The organism is Acidovorax radicis N35, from assembly GCF_000204195.1.
Classification (GTDB): Bacteria; Pseudomonadota; Gammaproteobacteria; order Burkholderiales; family Burkholderiaceae_C; genus Acidovorax; species Acidovorax radicis.
The window spans coordinates 1-22,902 of sequence record NZ_AFBG01000027.1 but is presented as its reverse complement, the minus strand read 5'-3'; the positions used below and the strand labels follow the sequence as shown (position 1 = coordinate 22,902).

Below are 22,902 nucleotides of genomic sequence, written 5' to 3'. Positions count from 1 at the left end.
AGTTGGGCTACCTACCCTTCAGCCAGGCCGGTGGCGCCTTGTTGTTCCACCTGCTGTCCAAGCTGTACGAGCACACCAGCGTGATGATCACCACCAACCTGACGTTCGCGGAGTGGTCCACGGTGTTCGGCGATGCCAAGATGACCACTGCGTTGCTGGATCGCTTGACCCATCACTGCCACATCATCGAGACGGGCAACGAGTCCTACCGCTTCCGCCACAGCACGCACGAAGCCAAGGGGCGCATCAAGGCCCGTGAGCAGACCAAGAAGGCAGCAGCGGCCCAGGTTAGCGAGACCGCGGAGGAAAGGGCCTCGCCTGATGGCTCGGCCATACTGACCACGACTTCAAAGAAAGGAGGACCTACCGAAGCATCCACCCTATAGTTATCCACAGCTGGCTTCAAATGGAACCAGCTCTAGCCCCTGGTCAATGTTCGACTGGCACTGCTGATCACGATTGCACTGGCGCTAACACTGGGTTCTCCATCGGAGCTGTCTGCTGCAGCTTCAGGCGCTGGGCTTCGAAGGCTTGCTGCAGCACCGTCAGCTGCGGTGCGATGCGGGCGCGCTGACGGGCGATATCCGGAATGCGAACAGAGCCTCTGCCTGGAGGCAGGGAGTTCCGATCAGCGGATGTAGGTTCGGGGAAAAATAGAAGGGGGAAATTTCCTGTTGCCATCCGTTGAGCGTCTCTTGTCGGTTGTTCTTATTGGCCGATGGTGAATCGAGCCTGCCACTGCTTGAGCCGTTCAGCCACGATACGCTTCAGGTTTGCATCGGGGAGCGACAGCACATAACGCCGCTGAATATCCTCGCAAAACTGTTCGAGGTCCGAAAAATTGGTGGCTTGAATCTTGGTGGCCAGCGTCTTCGGTGAGAAGCCCAGTGGCCCCTCCAGGCGGGCCTGGAAGCGCGTGAACCACTCCTCTTTTTGTGCGAGCGTCGGCGCAGGAAGTGAAAGCCGCAACTGAAACCGACGCCAAACGGCACGGTCCAACAGTTCGGCATGGTTGGTCGCAGTCACGACCACGACATGACTGGGCAGAGCATCGATCTGTAGCAGCAGCGAGCTGACAACGCGCTTGATCTCACCGGTTTCATGCACGTCGCCGCGCTCTTTACCAAGCGTGTCGAACTCGTCAAAAAACAGCACGCACTGATGTGTGCGAACGAAGTCGAACAACTTCTTCAGACGGCCGCTGGTCTCGCCCAGAAAGCTGCCGATGACGGCCTCATAGCGCACGACAAATAGAGGGACCAACAACTGAGCAGCGATGGCTTCGGCAAGCGAAGTCTTGCCGTTGCCCGGCGGACCGGACAGCAGGACCCGGTTCCTGGGTTCGAGTCCATAAGAGCGAAGGATGTCCTTGCGATGCTGCTCTTCAACCAACTCACGGCATGCGGCCAGTGATGCGGCGTCCAGGAACAATGCGTCGAGCGCTCGACGCGGCTCGATCTCATACAGCAAGCCTCCGTGGCCGCCATCAAAGGAGCGAACCACCTCTGCTGAACGCGTCCGTCCATTTGCTCGCAGGTTTTCTTCGAGCTTGTCCGCGAGCTGATGATGATGCTTGGCGCGCTCTTCCGCCGCCATCGCCTCCACCGTGGTTCGAAGCAACTGCTGATCACCCTGGCTCCCCGCCTTGACGAGACTGACTATGAGGTCTGCTCGTGACATATCTTCCCCTCTCGCAACATCAAATCCATGTGTGCTTCCAACATCTTCTCAGCCCGCAACTCTGATCGATCCACTGCCGGCCTTGCGGCCAGGTTTGACGATGATCTCGACCTGCTGGTTCAACGCGAGCAGCGCTTGCATCAAACGCTCCAGTGAAATGCCACGGAGCTTGTAGTTTCGAATCGCCGACACCTTTGGTTGAGGCATGCCCAAAAGCTGTGACGCGGCACTCTGACTCAGCCCGTTCGCATCGAGCAACTCGTTGAGCTTGCACGCCAACGTAGCCTTCGCTGAACCGTCATGAATCACGTCGGGTGCAACACGCCCGGTTGAGACCCGGCGTGCCGCTTGGACGTCCCGCGGCATCGGACCGGCCACGACCTTTCGGTGTGCGCCCACCACATCTTGGCTTTCCTTTGCTTGCAGATGACGGCTCATTGATATCGCGGCTTTCGTGGCAGTACGGCAATCAGATGAGTATATCCATATAGGTATCAAACGCGCTCACCTGACCACATGCAGCAATGGATCGGCGGCGCGGTTGCCCACCAAATTCCCTGCCTCCGGCACCTAGGCATCCGTGAACAACCCACGCGTTCCACGTGCGCCCATCAGCGCTCGAAACCGACGCTAGCCGCGTTGGCATCTATCCGGAACGCTGGCTTACGCCCTTCTGGGTTTGCTTGGGACACCTTAAGACGCATCCTTTCGACATTGCTCAAAAGGAACTGCATGCTCTTCCACCAGTCTCTGCCCAAGCCCAATCCATCCAAGGCACCGCCTGCGTTCTATCGGTTGCGCGACGTGTTGCGCATTACCGCGCTTAGCCGTTCAACCGTTTACCGGCGCATTGCGGAAGGCCGTTTTCCAGAGCCTGTCCACTTGGGAGGCAGAGCTTCTGCTTGGCCGAGCGCTGAGCTTCAGGCCTGGATCGACGACCCAGAGGGCTACCGCAGGGCTATGCCGCGACCATGAATCCCTGTTCGCTGCCGGCACCTGCGGCCGGGTTGCCGCCCGTCCATGATTGCGGCGGCATGGCACCCGAACGTCGCATGTCATTCGCCAGCGCGACCCCTTTGCCAGCAGCCAGATCGTCTAACAGATCAGCCCACAGTTGAATCATTCGGCAGCGCTGGTTGAAATGAGTGGTGCGGTCATAGCTGCCGCCCAACTCCTCATCGGACACATGGGCCAGATGCCGCTCGATGACTTCGCGATCCCATCCCAGCAGTTCCCGGATCAGCGTACGCGCAGTGGCTCTGAAACCGTGCCCTGTGATTTGCTCCTTGGTGTCGTACCCAAGCGTGCGCAGCGCGCTGTTGACCGTGTTGTCGCTCATGTAACGCGTCTTCTCAGAGCGTTTCGCCATGCTCCGAAAGATCGGTCCTGTGGGACCGGTCAGCGGAAAGATGTCCCGCAGGATGGCGACAGCCTGCGTCGGCAACGGTACGAGGTGCGCCGGCGTTCGCATGTCGCGCTTCTTCCACTCCCGCAGCTTCATCTTCTCGGGCGGGCAACGCCACAGCGCCTGCTCGAGGTCGATGTCCTCCCAATGGGCCAGCCGTAGCTGGCCAGGCCGTTGAAACAGGAGCGGTGAAAGCTGCAGGGCGGCACGGGTGATGACGTTGCCGTTGTATGCCCGCATGTCTCGGAGCAACTGTCCAAGCTTCTGCGGGTCTGTAATGGCGGCGTAATGGCGCGCACGCGGCGGCGGCAAACCACCAGTGCGATTGCTCACGAAGTTTTTGCCCGGCTCCAGAGTGCCCACGTCGACGGCGTACTGGAACACATGCTGCACCGCTTCCCGCACTCGCTGGGCAGTCTCCAGATTTCCGCGCTCCTTGATGCGGTGCAAGCAGCGCACGACCTCCGTCGGTGCAATGGTGTCCATAGCCAGGGCACCGAGCCAAGGGAAGATGTGCAGCTCCAGGTGGCGCATCACCTTCTCGGCGTAGCTGGCCGACCACTCGCGATCCTTCTGCGCCTGGGCGTGCCAGGCGCGGGCAGTCAGTTCGAACGTGTTGAGGCGTGCAACACGGCCGCGTTCCTCTTCAACGCGGCGTGCCTCCCTGGGATCGACACCATCGGCGCGCTTCTCGGCCTCGGCACGCGCCTTCTTGCGTGCGGCCGCAAGCGTCACCACGGGATAGTGCCCGAGGCTCAGCTTGGCTTCTTTGCCGAGTTGCTTGTAGCGATAAACCCACACCTTGCCGGTCGGCCGCACGCGAAGGTAGAGACCCTCGCCGTCCGCCAGCAAATATTCCTTGTCACGCGGCGCTGCCGCCTTGATCTGAAGCTCGTTGAGTTGACCCATGGTGTACCCAAAAATGACTGCGGTTGAAAAGCAGTCTGGGGTACACCGGTGGGTACACGCAAGAACGGGACGTTGTGGGATTCAGAGATACCGCTTGAGCTGCCCTTTCGGGCTAAGTCCTTGATTTTCAAAGACTTCTGAGCTGACTTGGGATCTACTGAGAAAGAAAGATGGTGGCCTGGGGCGGAATCGAACCACCGACACAAGGATTTTCAATCCTCTGCTCTACCGACTGAGCTACCGGGCCTGAGCCTCAAATTATAACCAGAAAAAAACGCCGTTTTGACGAGCTGGGCAAGAATTTATCGCGGGCTAGCCGCGTTTACCCCGCCCCAGATCGACACCCAACTGGCGCAGCTTGCGATACAGGTGGGTGCGTTCCAGGCCCGTTTTTTCAGCGACACGCGTCATGGAGCCACCCTCTCGGGCCAGGTGGAATTCGAAATAGGCCTTCTCAAAACCATCCCGCGCTTCGCGCAGAGGGCGGTCCAGGTCGAAACCCTGGTGCGCGTGGGGCCCGGCGTCCACGCTGGCCATGATGGCCGACACGGCGGGCAGCTGCGAAAAAGTGGGATCGGCCGGGGCATGGACTGGAACCTGGGCCGCGGCCACCGGGGCAGCTTGGTGGGCCGCGTTGCGTGCCAGGCCTTGCTCCACGGCCTTGAGCAGCTTTTGCAGGGTGATGGGTTTTTCAAGAAACGAGAAGGCGCCGATCCGGGTCGCCTCTACGGCGGTGTCGATGGTGGCGTGGCCGCTCATCATGATGACGGGCATGGTCAGCACGCCAGCCGTCGCCCATTCTTTGAGCAACGAGACTCCATCAGTGTCCGGCATCCAGATGTCGAGGAGCACGAGGTCGTAGGTGTTGCCTGCCCGCGCCGTGCGCGCCTGTGTGGCGTTTTCTGCCAGGTCTACGCTGTGACCTTCGTCGTTCAGGATTTCCGACAGCAGATCACGAATGCCGAGCTCATCGTCGACCACCAGAATGTTTGCCATGTGTGTTGAAGCGCCTTGGGATGCTGCGGGGCGGTGTTGTTATGACGCCACCGCTGGTTCAGGGGCGAATGATAACGACACTTGGGCCCCGTGCACCACGCCATCTTCGGTGCGATTGGACAAGTCGATGCGCGCACCATGCTCATCGGCAATCTTTTTGACCACCGCCAGGCCCAGACCGGTGCCCCGGGGCTTGGTGGTGACGTAGGGTTCGAAGGCCCGCTGCAGGATGTGCGCCGGAAAGCCACCGCCACTGTCGGATACCGTGAGCCGCACGCGGCGCGAGGACTCACTCCAGCGGGTGGTGATGCGTACCGGGGGCACGGGCTCAGAGGTTCCAGCGCGCGCCTGCTCGGTGGAGTCCTGCGCGTTTTGGAGCAGGTTGTGCACGACCTGGCGCAGCTGCTGCGCATCCCCGGCGATACAAGGGCAGCGCGGGTCCAGCTCGGCTTCTACGCGCACGGCTGCGTTCTCTTCTCCATACAGATGGAGCACATCGGACACCAGGGCATTGAGGTCCAGCGCATGGAGTTCTGCGGCAGGCAGGCGTGCGTAGTCGCGGAATTCGTTGACCAGCCGTTTCATGGCATCGACCTGGTCCACGATGGTCTTGACGGACTTGGCGAGGATGGCCTGCTCGGGGCCGGACAGCTTGCCGGAGAGCTTCATTTCCAGCCGCTCGGCAGACAGCTGGATGGGCGTGAGTGGGTTCTTGATTTCGTGCGCCAGACGCCGCGCCACCTCCCCCCAGGCCTGCGCGCGCTGGGCGGAAACAATTTCCGAAATGTCGTCAAAAACCAACAGTCTGGCTGAGTCGGGCAATTCTGCGCCCCGCGCCACCAGGCTGGTGGCGTGCTGCCCCACCCCACCAGAAGACGCATGCAGCTCAAACGGCTGCTGCCAGTGGTCCAGCCCGTGGCGCTCATGGTCGCCCAGGAAAGCGTCGAAATGCCCCTGCACCGACGCCGCAAACTCGGCGAGCCCAGGCACCTCGGACAGCGGACGCCCTTCATAGGCCGCCATTGGCGCGCGCAGGATTCGGGTGGCGCCGGGGTTGGACGAACGGATCAGGCCCTGGGCATCCAGCACGATGACCCCCGCCGTGAGGTTGTCCAGAATGGTCTGCAGGTTGGCGCGCGAGGCATCGACCTCGCCCATGCTCTGCTCCACGGCCTGCCGCGCATCGGACAGTTGCTGGGTCATCAGCGCGAAGGAGCGCGTCAGGCCGCCCAGCTCGTCTTTACCCTGCAGCGCGGCCTTGGGGCTGAGGTTGCCTGCCGCCACCTCGCGCACACCCTCGGCGAGCACAAGCAGCGGGCGGGCCAGCTGGTTGCCCAGCAGCACCGCCAGCAGCACGGCGCCAAAGACCGCCAGGAACAGGCTCAGCGTGAGCGTGCCCACGTACATGCGCCGCAGGCCGCCACGGGCCAGAGCGCGCTCCTGGTATTCGCGGTTGGCCTCCTGCACCGCAATAGCGTTGGCCACAAGCGCAGGCGGCAGGGGCAGTGTGGCCTGCAGGTACCGCGGCTCCACCAGCAACCCCACGCTGGGGCTGCTAACCAGCGCGATCACCTTCACACGCGCATTCTGTGCAGCGGCGGGGTCCGAAATGTCGTCCAGCCCCTCGATCTGCGCGGTGGCGCGCTGCTGCCGCACGGTGCGCAGCAGCGGTACGCCGGGCCGGTCGGGGTTCAGGCTGAAGCGCGACTGGCCTGCACTGGCCACCGCCTGGCCGGCCGCGTTCCAGAGCACCACATCGGAGGCTCCCAGCTGGTCGCGGATGCGCTCCAGTACCAGCCCAGCCGCCGCATCGGGCACCTGGGCCACCTGGGCGCTGGCATTGCGCGTCTTGGCGGCCATGTCGGCGGCCAGCGAATCCAGCGAAACGCGGGCCAGGTTCACCCCCGCGGACAAAGCCCCCTCCACTTTCACATCGAACCAGCTCTCAATGGACCGCGTGACAAACTGGTAGGACACCACATAGATCAGCAGCCCCGGCATCAGCCCCACCAGCGCAAATATCGCAGCGAGCTTGACCAGCAGCCGGCTGCCGAAGCGCCCTTTCCGCAGGCGCATGGCCAGGCGCACCGCCACCCATACCAGTACCGCCAGCAGCAGCAGTGCCACCAGCACATTCACGCCAAAGAGCCATGCGTAGTTGCGCTCGTACAGCGCGCGGTTGTTGGTGGCCAGGGTGAGGAGGAACAGCAGCACCATCCCGATCGCCGACATGATGGCCGCCCCCACCCCCACCGCCCAGCGCACAGCGCGCGACTGGCGGGCTGCGGCATGGGCCGATGCCGAGGCTTCGGGTTTGGATGAGCCCGTGGGGGTCACTTCACAGGCTCCGCAGCCAGGCGCTGGCTGCGGGAGACCAGCAGATTCCAGCCCGAACGCCCGACGGCACCAATCTGGAAAGGCCGGGGCAGCTGGGACATATCGAGCCTGAACCGGAAATTGACGGTGTGAAGGGCATCTGCCTCAATCACGTCGTTTTCAGCGATCTTCCAGCGCGAAATTCTTTGAATGGCAGACAACGCATCGGCATAGTCGTCAAAATTTTGCCCCAGCACCACACCCAGGCCGCTGTTGGTAAAGGGCACTGGAGAGATATTCAGACGCCACCGGCGCGTCAGAGGTTGATAACTTAGGCGCAGATAGCGGGTGGTTTCAGCCACTTGGCGGTCAGACCAATACCAGCGGTCACGCAGCACCTGCGCTTCGGCGACAAAGAACATGGGGATGCCCTTGTACAGGGCGTCTTCTGCGAGCTCAGGCAATACAAACTGCAGCGTGGCGCTGAGGTAGACGCCATCTTCGGCCCGATCCAGGCGAAGTTCGCCCACCTCGGGGGATACCGGCTGCCCCGCGACGGCCTGCTGCACCATTGCGGCCCATCCCATCAACAGAAACAGTACGCATATCGCCACCCACTGAGTCCAACGGGACTCATTGAGGCGATTTTTGCAACAGTGCGTAAAAAAATCCGTCGTGGTCACCCGGTTGATTGTCCGGGACAGCCCCGGGCTTGTCCCCGTTGCCGGGAATTAAATGGCCCGGCGATGGCAGCAATTGCGCATCGGTGTTGTGTGCAAGAAACGTTTGTACTTGGGCGTCACCTTCGGCACGGAACACGGAACAGGTGCAGTACAGCAGCCGCCCACCCGGGCGCAACAGCGGCCACAGTGTCTTCAGCAGCCGGGCCTGCAATGTGGCGAGCTGTGCAATATCGCTTTCGCGGCGCAGCCACCGCACATCGGGATGGCGGCGCACGATGCCGGAGGCCGTGCAAGGCGCATCCAACAAGATGGCATCAAACAAAGCGCCATCGCAATGCTGCTGCCACCAGTCTTGCGGGCGCGCTGCATCGGCCACCACCACCTGGGCGCGCAGCCCGAGGCGCTGCAGGGTTTCGCCAATGCGGGCACTGCGGGTGGAATCGATCTCCAGCGCAATGACCTGCATCGGCGCGTCGGCCCCGGCCAGCTCCAGCAGGTGCGCGGTTTTGCCTCCGGGGGCCGCGCAGGCGTCGAGCACCCGCAAAGGCTGGGTGAGATCAAGGCCTTGAAGCAGCAAAGGCGCAGCCATCTGGGCCGCAGCGTCCTGCACCGAAACCCAGCCCTGGTCAAACCCCGGCAGCGATTGCACCGGCACGGGATGCGCCAGCACCAAGCCTGCGTCACCAGACCGCTCTGCTTCCAAATTAATAGCTGCTAGCGCTTTCTGGTAAAGCGCTGGGCTGCTTTTTTGTACATTTACACGCAGCGTCATCGGTGCGTGGGCGTTGTTGGCCTGCAGGATCTGCTCCCAATGCCCAGGATGGTCCTTGCGCAACCGCTCAATCCACCACACAGGATGGTTCCAGCGGGCCAGCGGATCACCATCGGTACGGGCGACCAGCGCATCGCGTTCGCGCAGAAAGCGGCGAAGGCAACCGTTGAGGAACGAAGACTGCGCACGGGTGGACGCACTGCGCTTGGCCGCCTCTACCGTCTGATTCACCAACGTGAACGGCTCATACGGGGACTCATCGGGGTTCCAGCACAGCGCAAGCGCCGTACACAGCAAGGCATCCGCCGCCGGCGGGGGGTGCGTGCGACCATTTGACGGCGCAACGCCTCGGCGCGCCCTGCCTGGCGCAGCACCTGGAACAACAGGGACTGCACGCCAGGGCGCAGGCCTGCCTCCACGGCCGCCAGTGCGGCCGTCCCCGACTGACCGCCACGAATGGCCTGCAAAGCGCCAGCCACAGCCTCCAGCTGCTGCCACAGAGCTACCGGCTGGCTGGCAGCCGCCATCGCGCGGTGGGTGTCGTCGCCGGGGCTGGCGAGAGGGCGGGCACGCCGTGGCCCGTTGGTGGCGCCTGCGGAGGGCATTGGGCGTACACGTGGTGGTACAGATGGAGGGTTCATTGTGGTCCTGGCAACCTTTCTACAGCCTGCGGGCGGCCTTGAATCCAAACACCCAGGCCAGCAAATTGGCTGGAAACTGGGCAATGGCTGCGTTGTAGTGCAACACCGCGTCGTTGAAAACACGGGTGGCCTGGTCATTCTGCTGAACGTGCTCGTCCCACCGCATTTGCCACAGCAACGCGGGCCGGGGCAACAAGTCTGCGGCATCGGCCAGCGCAGGCATCTGCGCGTTGTTGTCCCCTGGAAAATTGGGTACAGCCTTTTGCCAGGAGGCATGCAGCACTTCCCGTGCGGCCACCAGGGCCGCCACAGCCTCTGACTGCAGCGGACGGGCGCGCGCCATGGCAAGCGATGCGCTCAACTGGGTGGTGGCGCCTTGCAGGGCAGCCATTTCCGGTGCCATGCCGCCCGCTGGCGGAAGCTGCTGCACAGCATGCGCTGCACCAAACTCCCCCAGCAACGCCAGCAACCGCACCATGTGCGCGTCAAAACTGCCAAAAGCCTGCACAACGGCAGAACGCAGCCGCATCAGGCGGTTGTAGGCACCCAAGGCCCAAAAGACGGCAATGGCGAAAACAATCCAGAAAAGAGGCGATGACCACATGCACTGTTGCCGTCTTCACGTGCACCACGTGTTCCGGCCCGAAAAGGGAATGAGAGAAAAAGACAAAAAAAAGATCGAAGCGCGTGCTCCAGAAAAAAGCTCCCGGCCTGCCAAGGACAGGACGGGAGCTTTTCAGAGGCAGCCCGAGGGCTTAGTCAGCGGCTGCGTCGGTCGCCGTGGAGATGCTGCCTTCGACTTCCGGTGCATCTGCCTGGGCTTCCATTTCGGCCGCTTCGGCGTCGGCGATGGCACGGCGCTCGGCGTCGTCCATGGCGTCCTTGGCCTTGCGAGCCTGGTGGTAGGCCATGCCGGTACCGGCAGGGATCAAGCGGCCCACGATGACGTTCTCCTTCAGGCCTCGCAGCTCGTCGCGCTTGCCCATGATGGCAGCCTCGGTGAGCACGCGGGTGGTTTCCTGGAAGGAAGCCGCCGAGATGAACGAGTCGGTCGACAGCGATGCCTTCGTGATACCCAGCAGCAGGTTGCTGTAGGTCGCGGGAATCTTGCCTTCGGACTGCAGCGCATCGTTGGTGTTGAGAATCTCGGAACGCTCGACCTGCTCGCCACCGATGTAGTTCGACTCGCCGACGTTCTCGACCACGACGCGGCGCAGCATCTGGCGAACGATCACCTCGATGTGCTTGTCGTTGATCTTCACGCCCTGCAAGCGGTACACGTCCTGCACTTCATCCACGATGTAGCGCGACAGCTCTTCGATACCCAGCAGGCGCAGGATGTCTTGTGGGTCGGCGGGGCCGTCCACAATCGATTCGCCCTTGTTCACCACCTGGCCTTCGTGCACCAGGATGTTCTTTTCCTTGGGCACGAGTTCTTCGAACACGTGGCCTTCGGGATCGGTGATCTGCAGGCGGACCTTGCCCTTGGTTTCCTTGCCGAACGACACGGTACCGGTCATTTCGGCCAGCGTGCCCTTGTCCTTCGGAGTACGGGCTTCGAACAGCTCGGCCACGCGGGGCAGACCGCCGGTAATGTCGCGGGTCTTCTGACCTTCGACCGGGATACGGGCCAGCACTTCGCCAGGGCCCACGTCCTGGCCATCGCGCACCTGGATCAGCGCGCCGACCTGGAAGCCGATGGTCACCGAGTGGTCGGTACCAGGGATCTTCACTTCGTTGCCTTGGGCATCGATCAGCTTCACCTGTGGACGAACGACCTTGGCAGCGCCGCGGCGCTTCGGATCGATCACCACCAGCGTGGACAGGCCGGTCACTTCGTCGACCTGCTTGGCCACCGTGAGACCTTCTTCGACGTTCTCGAACTTGGTCTGGCCGGCGAACTCGGTGATGATGGGGCGCGTCAGCGGGTCCCAGTTGGCGAGGATCGTGCCAGCCTTGATGGTCTGGTCGGCCTTCACCGTCAGCGTGGCACCGTAAGGCACCTTGTGGCGTTCGCGCTCGCGGCCATGCTCGTCGTGGATGATGATTTCACCCGAACGCGCAATCACCACCAGCTCGCCCTTGGTGTTGCTCACGTAGCGCATCGTGGCGTTGAAGCCGATCACGCCGTTGGACTTGGCTTCCACGCTCGAGGCGATGGCGGCACGCGAAGCGGCACCACCGATGTGGAACGTACGCATGGTCAGCTGCGTGCCGGGTTCACCGATGGACTGGGCAGCGATCACACCCACGGCTTCGCCGAGGTTGATCAGGCCACCACGGCCCAAATCGCGTCCGTAGCACTTGGCGCACAGGCCGTAGCGGGTTTCGCAGGTCAGTGCGGTACGCACCTTCACCTCGTCCACCCCAGCGGTTTCGAGCCCTTCGATGATGTCTTCGTCGAGCATGACGCCCGCCTGGACCAGCACCGAGCGGTTCTCTGGATGCAGCACGTCTTCAGCCGCCGTGCGGCCCAGGATACGGTCGCGCAGCGATTCGATCACTTCACCGCCTTCGACGATGGCGCGCATCAGCGAACCATTGGCGGTGCCGCAATCCTCTTCGGTCACAACCAGATCCTGCGTCACGTCCACCAGACGGCGGGTCAGGTAACCCGAGTTGGCGGTCTTCAGCGCCGTATCGGCCAGACCCTTACGGGCACCGTGGGTGGAGATGAAGTACTCCAGCACGTTCAGACCTTCGCGGAAGTTCGCGGTGATAGGCGTCTCGATAATCGAGCCGTCAGGCTTGGCCATCAGACCCCGCATACCGGCCACCTGGCGGATCTGCGCAGCAGAACCCCGGGCACCCGAGTCGGCCATCATGTAGATGGAGTTGAAGGACTCCTGGTCCACTTCCTTGCCGTGGCGGTCCATGACCTTCTGCTTGGAGAGCTGGGCCATCATCACCTTGGACACTTCGTCGCCGGCCTTGCCCCAGATGTCCACCACCTTGTTGTAGCGCTCGCCAGAGGTGACCAGACCGGACACGTATTGCTGTTCGATCTCCTTCACTTCCTTCTCGGAGCGTTCGATGATGCCGGCCTTTTGTGGAGGCACGAGCATGTCGTCGATGGCGATCGAGATACCGGCGCGCGTGGCCAGACGGAAGCCGTTTTGCAGCAGCTTGTCGGCAAACACGACCGTTTCCTTCAGACCGCACTTGCGGAAGGACACGTTGATCAGGCGCGAGATTTCCTTCTTCTTGAGCGCCTTGTTCATGTTGGAGAACGGCAGGCCCTTGGGAAGGATCTCGGACAGCAATGCACGGCCAGCGGTGGTTTCCACGAGCGAGGTGGACGGAACGAATTCGCCCGTTTCCTTGTTCTTGGTCCACTCGGTCATGCGCACCGTGATCTTGGCGGCGAGTTCGACTTCGCCGGCGTCCAGAGCACGCTGCACTTCACCGGTATCGGCGAACACCAGGCCTTCGCCCTTGCCGTTGATACGGTCACGGGTGGCGTAGTACAGGCCCAGCACCACGTCCTGCGAAGGAACGATGGAAGGCTCGCCCGATGCGGGGAACAGCACGTTGTTGGAGGCCAGCATCAGCGTGCGGGCTTCCATCTGCGCTTCCACCGACAGCGGTACGTGGACAGCCATCTGGTCACCGTCGAAGTCGGCGTTGAAGGCCGCGCAGACGAGTGGGTGCAGCTGGATGGCCTTGCCTTCGATCAGGATGGGCTCGAAGGCCTGGATACCCAGACGGTGCAGCGTTGGCGCACGGTTGAGCATCACCGGGTGTTCCTTGATGACCTCTTCCAGGATGTCCCACACCACCGGCGTGCCGGATTCGACTTCCTTCTTGGCAGCCTTGATCGTCGTCGCGATGCCCATGGCTTCCAGGCGCGAGAAGATGAAGGGCTTGAACAGCTCCAGAGCCATCAGCTTGGGCAGGCCGCACTGGTGCAGCTTGAGCGTTGGGCCCACGGTGATCACGGAACGGCCCGAGTAGTCCACCCGCTTGCCCAGCAAGTTCTGGCGGAAACGGCCCGACTTGCCCTTGATCATGTCGGCCAGCGACTTCAGCGCGCGCTTGTTGGCGCCCGTCATGGCCTTGCCACGGCGGCCGTTGTCCAGCAGCGAGTCGACCGCTTCCTGCAGCATCCGCTTTTCGTTGCGGGCGATGATTTCAGGGGCCTTCAGCTCCAGCAGGCGGCGCAGGCGCGAGTTGCGGTTGATGACGCGGCGGTACAGGTCGTTCAGGTCGGAGGTCGCGAAGCGGCCGCCATCCAGCGGCACCAGCGGGCGCAGGTCCGGTGGCAGCACGGGCAGCACTTCGAGCACCATCCATTCGGGCTTGATGCCCGACTTCTTGAACGCTTCGAGCACCTTCAGGCGCTTCGCGTTCTTCTTGACCTTGACTTCGGAGCCTGTCAGGTCGCCGCGCAGGCGCTCGATCGACAGGTCGATGTCGATGGATTCCAGCAGGTCCTTGATGCCTTCGGCGCCCATCTTGGCGATGAATTCGTCGCCGTATTCCTTGCGCTTGGCGTCGTAGTCGTCCTCGGACATGATGCTGAACTTCTTCAGCGGGGTCATGCCAGGGTCGGTCACCACGTAGGCTTCAAAGTACAGCACGCGTTCGATGTCGCGCAGCGTCATGTCGAGCACCAAGCCCAGACGCGATGGCAGCGACTTCAGGAACCAGATGTGCGCGCAGGGTGCGGCCAGGTCGATGTGACCCATGCGTTCGCGGCGCACCTTGGTCTGTGTGACTTCAACGCCGCACTTCTCGCAGATCACACCGCGGTGCTTCAAACGCTTGTACTTGCCGCACAGGCATTCGTAGTCCTTGATGGGGCCGAAGATCTTGGCGCAGAACAGACCGTCGCGCTCGGGCTTGAACGTGCGGTAGTTGATGGTCTCGGGCTTCTTCACTTCGCCGAAAGACCACGAACGGATCTTTTCGGGCGAAGCCATGCCGATGCGGATGGCATCGAAATGCTCGTCCGGCGTGAATTGCTTGAACAGGTCGAGTAGCGATTTCATAGTGACTCTTTCCTTTTCTGCTTAGGAGCGTTCCAGCTCGATGTCCAGGCCCAGCGAACGGATTTCCTTGACCAGCACGTTGAACGATTCCGGCATGCCGGCTTCGATGGCGTGTTCGCCCTTGACGATGGACTCGTACACCTTGGTACGGCCCACCACGTCATCGGACTTCACGGTCAGCATTTCCTGCAGCACGTAGGCGGCGCCGTAAGCTTCCAGCGCCCACACTTCCATTTCCCCGAAACGCTGGCCACCGAACTGCGCCTTGCCGCCCAGCGGTTGCTGCGTGACGAGCGAGTAAGGACCGGTCGAACGGGCATGCATCTTGTCGTCCACCAAATGGTGCAGCTTCAGGTAATGCATGTAGCCGATGGTCGTTGGGCGCTCGAAGCGCTCGCCCGTGCGGCCATCGAACAGGTACGCCTGCGTGCGGGTGGGCGTGAGGCCCTTGCGCTCGGCGATGTCGTCTGGATAGGCGATCTTCAGCATGTCCTTGATTTCTTCTTCCGAAGCACCATCGAACACGGGGGTGGCATAAGGCACACCGGTGGTGAGGTTGGCAGCCATGGCCATCAAGTCTTCGTCGCTCAGCTGAGACAAGTCTTCCTTGCGGCCGCGCGAGTTGTACACCTCTTCCAGGAACGTGCGCAGTTCGGACGCCTTGGCCTGCTGCTGCAGCATGTCGCCAATGCGCTGACCGATACCCTTGCCAGCCCAGCCCAGGTGGACTTCCAGCACCTGACCAATGTTCATCCGCGAAGGCACGCCCAGCGGGTTCAGAACGATGTCGGCAGGGGTGCCATCGGCCATGTAAGGCATGTCTTCGACCGGAACAATCTTGGAGACCACGCCCTTGTTACCGTGGCGGCCGGCCATCTTGTCGCCAGGCTGCAGGCGGCGCTTGACGGCCAGGTAGACCTTGACCATCTTGAGCACGCCCGCTGGCAACTCGTCGCCTTGCGTGAGCTTCTTGCGCTTTTCTTCAAAGGCCAGGTCAAAGCTGTGGCGCGTCTGCTCCAGAGCGTTCTTGATGGACTCGAGTTGCGTGGCGACTTCGTCTTCCGCGGGGCGGATGTCGAACCAGTGGAACTTCTCGACCGAAGCCAGGTAGGCCTTGTCGATCTTGGTGCCCTTGGCCAGCTTCTGCGGGCCGCCATTGGCCACACGGCCGTTGAGCAGCTTCTCAATACGGTCGAAAGCGTCGGCCTCGACGATGCGCAACTGGTCGTTCAGGTCCAGGCGGAAGCGCTTGAGTTCATCGTCGATGATCTGCTGGGCGCGCTTGTCGCGCTGGATGCCTTCGCGGGTGAACACCTGCACGTCGATCACGGTGCCTTGCGAACCCTGGTCCACGCGCAGCGAGGTGTCCTTCACGTCGGAAGCCTTCTCGCCGAAGATGGCGCGCAAGAGCTTCTCTTCAGGCGTCAGCGTGGTCTCGCCCTTGGGCGTGACCTTGCCCACCAGCGTATCGCCGGGCTGCACTTCGGCGCCCACGTAGATGATGCCGGACTCGTCCAGGCGGTTCAGCTGCTGTTCCGACAGGTTCGGAATGTCGCGCGTGATTTCTTCCGCGCCCAGCTTCGTGTCGCGGGCCATGACCACCAGTTCCTCGATGTGGATCGAGGTGTAGCGGTCTTCTGCCACCACGCGTTCGGAGATCAGGATCGAATCTTCGAAGTTGTAGCCGTTCCAGGGCATGAACGCGATCAGCATGTTCTGGCCAATGGCGATTTCGCCGAAGTCCGTCGATGCGCCGTCGGCGATCACGTCACCCTTGACCAGCATGTCGCCCTTCTTGACGATGGGGCGCTGGTGGATGTTGGTGTTCTGGTTGGAACGCTGGTACTTGATGAGGTTGTAGATGTCCACACCCACTTCACCGGCCAGTGCTTCTGCGTCGTTCACGCGCACCACGATGCGGGTGGCGTCAACGTAGTCGACGATACCGCCGCGGGTGGCCGTCACCACGGTGCCCGAGTCCACAGCCGCCACGCGCTCGATGCCCGTGCCCACCAAAGGCTTCTCAGGGCGCAGCACAGGCACAGCCTGGCGCGACATGTTGGCGCCCATCAGCGCGCGGTTCGCATCGTCATGCTCCAGGAACGGAACCAACGAAGCCGCCACCGACACGATCTGTGCGGGGGACACGTCCATGTACTGCACACGGTCTGCACCGCACAGGATGGATTCGCCCTTTTCACGGGCAGAGACCAGCTCACCCGTCAGGCGACCATCCTTGTCGAGCACGGCATTGGCCTGCGCGATCACGTACTTGCCTTCTTCAATGGCCGACAGGTAGTCGATATCCATCGTCACCTTGCTGTCCACCACACGGCGGTACGGGGTTTCGATGAAACCGTACTCATTGAGGCGGGCGTACAGGGCCAGCGAGTTGATCAGGCCGATGTTTGGACCTTCAGGCGTTTCGATAGGGCAGACGCGACCGTAATGGGTTACGTGCACGTCGCGCACTTCGAAGCCTGCACGTTCGCGGGTCAGACCACCCGGGCCCAGTGCGGAAACACGGCGCTTGTGCGTGATTTCAGCGAGTGGGTTGGTCTGGTCCATGAACTGCGACAGCTGCGAGGCACCGAAGAATTCCTTCAGTGCTGCCGAGATCGGCTTACTGTTGATCAGGTCGTGGGGCATCAGCGGCTCTTGCTCGGCCTGGCCCAGACGCTCCTTCACAGCCTTTTCGATACGTGCCAGACCTGTGCGGTACTGGTTTTCGGCCAGTTCGCCCACGCAGCGCACGCGGCGGTTGCCCAGGTGATCGATGTCATCGACTTCGCCGTTGCCGTTGCGCAGGTCCACCAGAATCTTGACCACGGCCAGGATGTCTTCGTTGGACAGCACCATGGGGCCGGTGGATTCGTCGCGGCCGATCTTCGCGTTGAACTTCATGCGGCCCACACGCGACAGGTCGTACGTGTCGGGGTTGTAAAACAGGCGCTGGAACAGGGCCTGCACGGCGTCTTCGGTGGGCGGCTCGCCAGGACGCATCATGCGGTAGATGGCCACACGCGCAGCAAATTCGTCCACCGTCTCGTCGATGCGCAGGGTCTGCGACATGTACGCACCCTGGTCGAGTTCATTGGTGTAAATGCATTGCACGTCTTGCACGCCAGCGCTGCGCAGCTTCTTGAGAAGTGCCTCGGTCAGCTCATCATTCGCCTTGGCGATGATTTCACCGGTGTCCGCGTCCACAATGTTGCGGGCGACAACGCGGCCGATCAGGAAGTCTTCGGGCACGCTGATGTGCGTGGTGCCGGACTGTTCCAGTTCACGGGTGTGGCGTGCCGTCACACGCTTGTCCTTGGCCACAACGACCTTGCCGGACTTGTCGGTGATGTCGAAACGGGCCACTTCACCACGCAGACGCTCGGACACAAATTCCATTTGTGCACCGCTGTCCATGAGGCGGAAGTTGTCATTGACGAAGAAATTCGCCAGGATAGATTCTGGATTCAGGCCGATGGCCTTGAGCAGAATCGTGACGGGCATCTTACGGCGGCGGTCGACGCGGAAGTACAGGATGTCCTTGGGGTCGAACTCGAAGTCGAGCCAGGAGCCACGGTACGGGATGATGCGCGCCGAGAACAACAGCTTGCCCGAGCTGTGGGTTTTGCCCTTGTCGTGTTCGAAGAACACGCCAGGCGAACGGTGGAGCTGAGACACGATCACGCGCTCGGTCCCATTGATGATGAACGAGCCCTTATCGGTCATGAGCGGCACTTCGCCCATGTAGACCTCTTGCTCCTTCACTTCCTTGACCACTTTGGACTGCGATGTCGAAGACTCACGGTCATAGATGATCAATTGCACCTTGGCGCGCACAGCCGAGGCGAAGGTCAGACCACGGGTCTGGCACTCACGCACGTCAAAAGCTGGCTTTGCCAGGTTGTACTCGATGAACTTCATCTCCACAAAACCGTTGTGGGAGACGATAGGAAAGGCAGCGTCGAATGCAGCCTGAAGGCCTTCGATGGTTCTTTTCTGGGGTGCTTTATCAGCCTGCAGGAAAGCGGTGTAGGCGTCCTTCTGCATCTGCAGCAGATAAGGAACTTCGAGCACGCTATCGCGGGTGCCGAAACTTTTGCGAATTCGCTTGCGTTCGGTGTAGGAATAGGCCATGAGATCTCCGGGCAAAGACATGAGTCCTGGGTCTTCGACGACTGACCCGCGAGGAGAGGTGTCCTCACGGGCTTGGCGGTTGGCCACTACCAACCATGGCGGACGGTGATGCGTTGCACATCACCCGAACCAAGGCGTCTTCTGCTGTCGGGGTTGTCAGAAGACACTCGCAAGCCTCGTTGACAACGAGGCTTGCGGGTGCTCTCTGAAAGCACCAAAGGCTGGAGGCCCTTTGAGGAGCACTCCAGCCCTTGAGCAAGACCGAATTACTTGAGTTCGGCCTTGGCGCCAGCTTCCACCAGCTTCTTGACAGCTGCTTCGGCGTCGGCCTTGGCAATGCCTTCCTTGACGTTCTTGGGAGCGCCGTCCACCAGGTCCTTGGCTTCCTTGAGGCCCAGGCCGGTGATTTCGCGCACAGCCTTGATCACGGACACCTTGTTGGCACCAGCTTCGGTCAGAACGACGTTGAATTCCGTCTTTTCTTCAGCAGCAGCAGCAGCGCCACCACCAGCGGCAGCAGGAGCAGCCATGGCTGCAGCGCTCACGCCAAACTTCTCTTCAATGGCCTTCACCAGGTCATTGAGTTCCAGAACCGTCATGCTGTCCAGCGCGGTCAAAAATGCGTCTTTATCGAATGCCATTTTGATTTCCTAACAATTTTGTTGGTTAACTGCCGAGCGATCAAGCTGCGACAGGTTCGGCGGCCGTTTCGGCAACGCCTTCGCCTTTTTTCGCCGCCAGCGCGCCCAGCACAACGGCCGTACGCGACATGGGGGACATAAGCAAGCCACAAATCTGAGCCAGCAGAACTTCCTTGGAAGGAATGTTGGCCAGTTGCTTAACGCCGTTGACATCCAGGGCTTTGCCACCGAAAGCGCCACCGCGAATCACCAGCTTGTCGTTGGTCTTCGCGAAATCGGCCACCACCTTGGCGGCGGCCACAGCGTCTTCAGAGAAGCCGTAGATCAGCGGGCCGGTCATCTGGTCTGCCACCACGTCAAACGCGCTGCCAGCCACAGCACGGCGAGCCAGGGTGTTCTTCAGAACACTCAGGGTCACGCCCTTGCTGCGAGCATCAACACGCAGTTTGGTCATGTCGGCGACCGTGATGCCACGGTATTCCGCGATCACAAGCGTTTGAGCTTTAGCGGCGAGGCTGGTCACTTCACTGATGACCGCTTCTTTCTCACTGCGATTAAGACTCAAGGTCTACTCCTTAAAATGCGCACTCGGCGAGTGCCTCATGCGCGCTCTTGTTGCAGCGACCAACTGTTTCGGAAAATTTTTCCATCTGCAGCGGGATCGCCATCTGCGTTGGTGCCTTGTCTGGCTTTAAGCACGACCGGATCGCGCACCAACGGTCTTGGATGGCCTGTCGCTACTTTCGTAGCTCCAGCCCACCACATCGGGCCTGCCCGTGAAGGCACGCCCGAAGATTTCTTGCAATTACGCTGCAGCGATGGTTTGCGTATCCACGCGGACACCCAGACCCATCGTGGAAGACACAGCCACCTTGCGCAAGTACAGGCCCTTGCTGGTTGCTGGCTTGGCCTTGTTCAGGGCTTCGATCAGTGCAGCCAGATTGCCTTGCAGCTTGTCGTTGTCGAATGAGCGACGGCCGATCGTGCTGTGCACGATACCGGCCTTGTCCACGCGGAACTGCACCTGACCAGCCTTGGCGTTCTTCACGGCCGTAGCAACGTCAGGGGTCACGGTGCCCACCTTGGGGTTAGGCATCAGGCCACGTGGGCCCAGGATCTGACCCAGGGTACCCACAACGCGCATCGCGTCAGGCGCAGCGATCACCACGTCAAACGGCATGTCGCCGGCCTTGACCATGGCGGCCAGGTCGTCCATACCGACGATGTCAGCACCGGCGGCCTTGGCTTCTTCAGCCTTGGCGCCTTGGGCAAACACCGCAACGCGCGTCGTCTTGCCGGTACCGTTGGGCAGCACCACGGCGCCACGGACCACTTGGTCGGACTTCTTGGCATCGATACCCAGCTGCACAGCCACATCGATGGATTCATCGAACTTGGCAGTAGCCGCTTCCTTCACCAGAACCACAGCATCCGCGAAGGCATACAGCTTGGTGCTGTCAACCTTGCCCTGCTGGGCCTTTTGCTTTTTTGTCAACTTGGCCATTTACAAACCCTCCACCGTCACGCCCATCGAGCGTGCAGAACCAGCCAGCGTACGGACTGCTGCGTCGACGTTCGCGGCGTTCATGTCCTTCATCTTGGTCTTGGCGATTTCTTCGAGCTGTTCGCGCGTGATCTTGCCGACCTTGGTCTTCAGCGGATTCGAAGAACCCTTTTCAAGCTTGATAGCCTTCTTGATCAGCGTCGTTGCGGGCGGCGTCTTGATGATGAAGGTAAAACTCTTGTCCGCAAAAGCCGTGATGACCACAGGCAACGGCAGACCAGGCTCCACACCCTGGGTCTGCGCATTGAATGCCTTGCAGAACTCCATGATGTTGAGACCACGCTGGCCCAGAGCGGGACCAATGGGTGGGGATGGATTGGCCTTACCAGCTGGGACTTGCAGCTTGATAAAACCGACGATTTTTTTCGCCATGTTTTACTCCTTACGGGTCATAACGCCTTCGCTGCACCACGCAGCAACTGGCTCCCCGGGGTTAACGACTCGCTATCACAATGTTCGCACCGAGTCGAAAAGTGCGACATTCAACTTTTTCCCTGGTTTTCCAGGGAGGACTAGGTTTTATCGAAAAGACTTACGTCTTCTCGACCTGTCCAAATTCCAGCTCAACGGGTGTAGAGCGACCGAAGATCATTACGGAGACGCGCACACGGCTCTTTTCGTAATTGACTTCTTCGACCGAGCCATTGAAGTCCGTGAAAGGACCTTCCTTGACACGAACCAGCTCACCCACCATGAATTCGATCTTGTGGCGCGGCTTCTCCGTGCCTTCCTGCATCTGGCTGACGATTTTCTGAACTTCTTCTTCAGAAATAGGTGCGGGACGATTCTTTGCACCACCCACGAAACCAGTCACCTTGTTGGTGTGCTTCACCAAATGCCAGGTGTCATCGTCCATGACCATTTCAACGAACACATAGCCAGGAAACAAGCGACGCTCAGTCGTCTTGCGCTGGCCGTTTTTCATTTCCACCACTTCTTCGGTCGGCACCAGAATGCGGCCAAACTTATCCTGCATGCCAGAGCGGCCAATACGCTCCTGGATGTTGCGCTCCACGGCTTTTTCCATACCCGAGTAGGCATGGACGATGTACCAGCGCAGATCGGGGTTTACCGAAGCAGAAGCGCCTGCAGGAGCCTCTGCCCCAGTGATTTCCGCAGCGGTCGTCATGATTTTCTCCAACCCAGAACCAAGTCGTACAGAACCCATTCCAGCGTCTTGTCCGTGAACCACAGGAAAAGTGCCATGATCACCACAAAGGCAAACACGTAAGCCGTCATCTGCAAGGTTTCCTTGCGAGTGGGCCAGACAACTTTTTTCACTTCGCGCCATGCATCCTTTGCAAAAGCAACGAACTGCCGACCGGACTCCGATACGAGAAATACGCCTGCAGCCGCAACCAGCCCGACGATCAGCGCAGCCCATTGAACGAGAGCGCCTTGTTTTCCCAGCAAATAAAAACCCGCCACCGAGGCGATGACCAAAGCCACCACCGCTGCGAGCTTGGCCTTGTCTGCGCCTGTATTGACAGTTTCAACCTGTGAAGTGGCCATCTTTGAGTATTTCCTGCTTCCGATTCACGGCGTCACTTAAGACACCGAAGCCCGCCAGGGCCTGGCGGGCTTGTTTTAGGCCACATTCAAGTGGCAGGGGCAGTAGGAATCGAACCTACAACCTTCGGTTTTGGAGACCGACGCTCTGCCAATTGAGCTATACCCCTGTATCTCTTGCCAATTACGCGAGGATCTTGGCCACGACGCCAGCGCCCACGGTACGGCCACCTTCGCGGATAGCGAAGCGCAGGCCTTCTTCCATGGCGATGGGGTTGATCAGCTTCACAGTGATCGACACGTTGTCACCAGGCATGACCATTTCCTTGTCGGCTGGCAGCTCGATGGCACCAGTGACGTCGGTCGTGCGGAAGTAGAACTGAGGACGGTAGTTGTTGAAGAAAGGCGTGTGACGGCCGCCTTCGTCCTTGCTCAGAACGTACACCTCAGCGGTGAAGTGGGTGTGGGGCTTGATCGAGCCGGGCTTGCACAGCACTTGGCCGCGTTCCACGTCTTCGCGCTTGGTGCCGCGCAGCAGCAGGCCAACGTTGTCGCCAGCCTGGCCTTGGTCCAGCAGCTTGCGGAACATTTCCACGCCGGTGCAGGTGGTCTTGACGGTGTCCTTGATACCGACGATTTCGATTTCTTCGCCGACCTTGAC

The 22,902-nt window shown here is 61.0% G+C and carries 18 protein-coding genes, 2 tRNA genes and 1 pseudogene; 2 read left to right on the top strand and 19 right to left on the bottom strand.

The genetic code is table 11. From position 1 onward, the window contains the following. On the top strand, window positions 1-386 hold a 386-nt coding region (locus tag ARADN35_RS26825; RefSeq protein ID WP_040420257.1), incomplete at its 5' end, for an ATP-binding protein. Window positions 387-708: 322 nt separating this feature from the next. Here ARADN35_RS26825 and ARADN35_RS0125405 read toward each other — a convergent pair. Next, entirely contained in the window at window positions 709-1,680 is a 972-nt protein-coding gene (locus ARADN35_RS0125405) for an AAA family ATPase (RefSeq protein WP_010467259.1), read from the bottom strand. 48 nt (window positions 1,681-1,728) lie between these two features. Further along, on the bottom strand, window positions 1,729-2,118 hold the full coding sequence (locus ARADN35_RS27080) for a helix-turn-helix domain-containing protein (protein ID WP_050812587.1): 390 nt from the start codon (window positions 2,116-2,118) through the stop codon (window positions 1,729-1,731). Window positions 2,119-2,196: 78 nt separating this feature from the next. On the opposite strand from ARADN35_RS27080, the gene ARADN35_RS28770 reads away from it, so the two are divergent. Beyond that, on the top strand, window positions 2,197-2,655 hold the full coding sequence (locus ARADN35_RS28770) for a helix-turn-helix transcriptional regulator (RefSeq protein ID WP_308470935.1): 459 nt from the start codon (window positions 2,197-2,199) through the stop codon (window positions 2,653-2,655). Here the strand turns inward: ARADN35_RS28770 and ARADN35_RS0125390 are convergent. The 17 genes and pseudogenes from ARADN35_RS0125390 to ARADN35_RS0125310 all read right to left on the bottom strand — a co-directional run. Further along, window positions 2,639-3,994, bottom strand: coding sequence for a tyrosine-type recombinase/integrase (locus ARADN35_RS0125390; RefSeq protein ID WP_010467254.1), 1,356 nt, complete (start codon window positions 3,992-3,994; stop codon window positions 2,639-2,641). The genes ARADN35_RS28770 and ARADN35_RS0125390 overlap by 17 nt on opposite strands. Before the next feature lie 171 nt (window positions 3,995-4,165). Beyond that, window positions 4,166-4,241: transfer RNA gene (locus ARADN35_RS0125385), tRNA-Phe, on the bottom strand. A gap of 65 nt (window positions 4,242-4,306) precedes the next feature. Further along, window positions 4,307-4,990, bottom strand: a complete 684-nt coding sequence (locus ARADN35_RS0125380) for a response regulator (RefSeq protein ID WP_010467253.1) — start codon at window positions 4,988-4,990, stop codon at window positions 4,307-4,309. A gap of 39 nt (window positions 4,991-5,029) precedes the next feature. Next, entirely contained in the window at window positions 5,030-7,327 is a 2,298-nt protein-coding gene (locus tag ARADN35_RS0125375) for a sensor histidine kinase (protein WP_010467252.1), read from the bottom strand. Further along, complete coding sequence (locus ARADN35_RS0125370; protein ID WP_010467250.1) at window positions 7,324-7,878, bottom strand: DUF4390 domain-containing protein; 555 nt, start codon at window positions 7,876-7,878, stop codon at window positions 7,324-7,326. Before ARADN35_RS0125370 ends, ARADN35_RS0125375 begins: the two co-directional genes overlap by 4 nt. 61 nt (window positions 7,879-7,939) lie before the next feature. Continuing rightward, window positions 7,940-9,288: pseudogene (gene rsmB / locus ARADN35_RS26815) on the bottom strand (16S rRNA (cytosine(967)-C(5))-methyltransferase RsmB). Between the two features lie 133 nt (window positions 9,289-9,421). Continuing rightward, window positions 9,422-10,006, bottom strand: coding sequence for a LemA family protein (locus ARADN35_RS0125360; protein ID WP_010467246.1), 585 nt, complete (start codon window positions 10,004-10,006; stop codon window positions 9,422-9,424). A 151-nt stretch (window positions 10,007-10,157) separates the two neighbouring features. Next, window positions 10,158-14,393: a DNA-directed RNA polymerase subunit beta' gene (gene rpoC, locus ARADN35_RS0125355; RefSeq protein WP_010467244.1), complete on the bottom strand. Its 4,236-nt coding sequence runs from the start codon at window positions 14,391-14,393 to the stop codon at window positions 10,158-10,160. A 21-nt stretch (window positions 14,394-14,414) separates the two neighbouring features. Next, window positions 14,415-18,527, bottom strand: coding sequence for a DNA-directed RNA polymerase subunit beta (gene rpoB / locus ARADN35_RS0125350; RefSeq protein ID WP_010467243.1), 4,113 nt, complete (start codon window positions 18,525-18,527; stop codon window positions 14,415-14,417). 266 nt (window positions 18,528-18,793) lie between these two features. Continuing rightward, on the bottom strand, window positions 18,794-19,168 hold the full coding sequence (gene rplL / locus ARADN35_RS0125345) for a 50S ribosomal protein L7/L12 (RefSeq protein WP_010467242.1): 375 nt from the start codon (window positions 19,166-19,168) through the stop codon (window positions 18,794-18,796). A gap of 40 nt (window positions 19,169-19,208) precedes the next feature. Next, window positions 19,209-19,733 carry a 50S ribosomal protein L10 gene (gene rplJ / locus ARADN35_RS0125340; protein ID WP_029414402.1) on the bottom strand — a complete coding sequence of 175 codons (525 nt, stop codon included), beginning with the start codon at window positions 19,731-19,733 and terminating at the stop codon, window positions 19,209-19,211. Between the two features lie 240 nt (window positions 19,734-19,973). Continuing rightward, window positions 19,974-20,672 (bottom strand): 50S ribosomal protein L1, encoded by a 699-nt coding sequence (rplA, locus tag ARADN35_RS0125335; RefSeq protein ID WP_010467239.1) that lies wholly within the window; start codon window positions 20,670-20,672, stop codon window positions 19,974-19,976. Continuing rightward, on the bottom strand, window positions 20,673-21,104 hold the full coding sequence (gene rplK / locus ARADN35_RS0125330; protein WP_010467238.1) for a 50S ribosomal protein L11: 432 nt from the start codon (window positions 21,102-21,104) through the stop codon (window positions 20,673-20,675). A gap of 160 nt (window positions 21,105-21,264) precedes the next feature. After that, window positions 21,265-21,861: a transcription termination/antitermination protein NusG gene (gene nusG, locus ARADN35_RS0125325; protein ID WP_010467237.1), complete on the bottom strand. Its 597-nt coding sequence runs from the start codon at window positions 21,859-21,861 to the stop codon at window positions 21,265-21,267. After that, the gene (secE, locus tag ARADN35_RS0125320) at window positions 21,858-22,244 is read right to left on the bottom strand and encodes a preprotein translocase subunit SecE (RefSeq protein ID WP_010467236.1); all 387 of its coding nucleotides are present in this window, start codon (window positions 22,242-22,244) and stop codon (window positions 21,858-21,860) included. Before secE ends, nusG begins: the two co-directional genes overlap by 4 nt. 91 nt (window positions 22,245-22,335) lie before the next feature. Next, a tRNA-Trp gene (locus tag ARADN35_RS0125315) sits at window positions 22,336-22,411 on the bottom strand. Between the two features lie 14 nt (window positions 22,412-22,425). After that, on the bottom strand, window positions 22,426-22,902 hold a 477-nt coding region (locus ARADN35_RS0125310; protein ID WP_010467155.1), incomplete at its 5' end, for an EF-Tu C-terminal domain-related protein.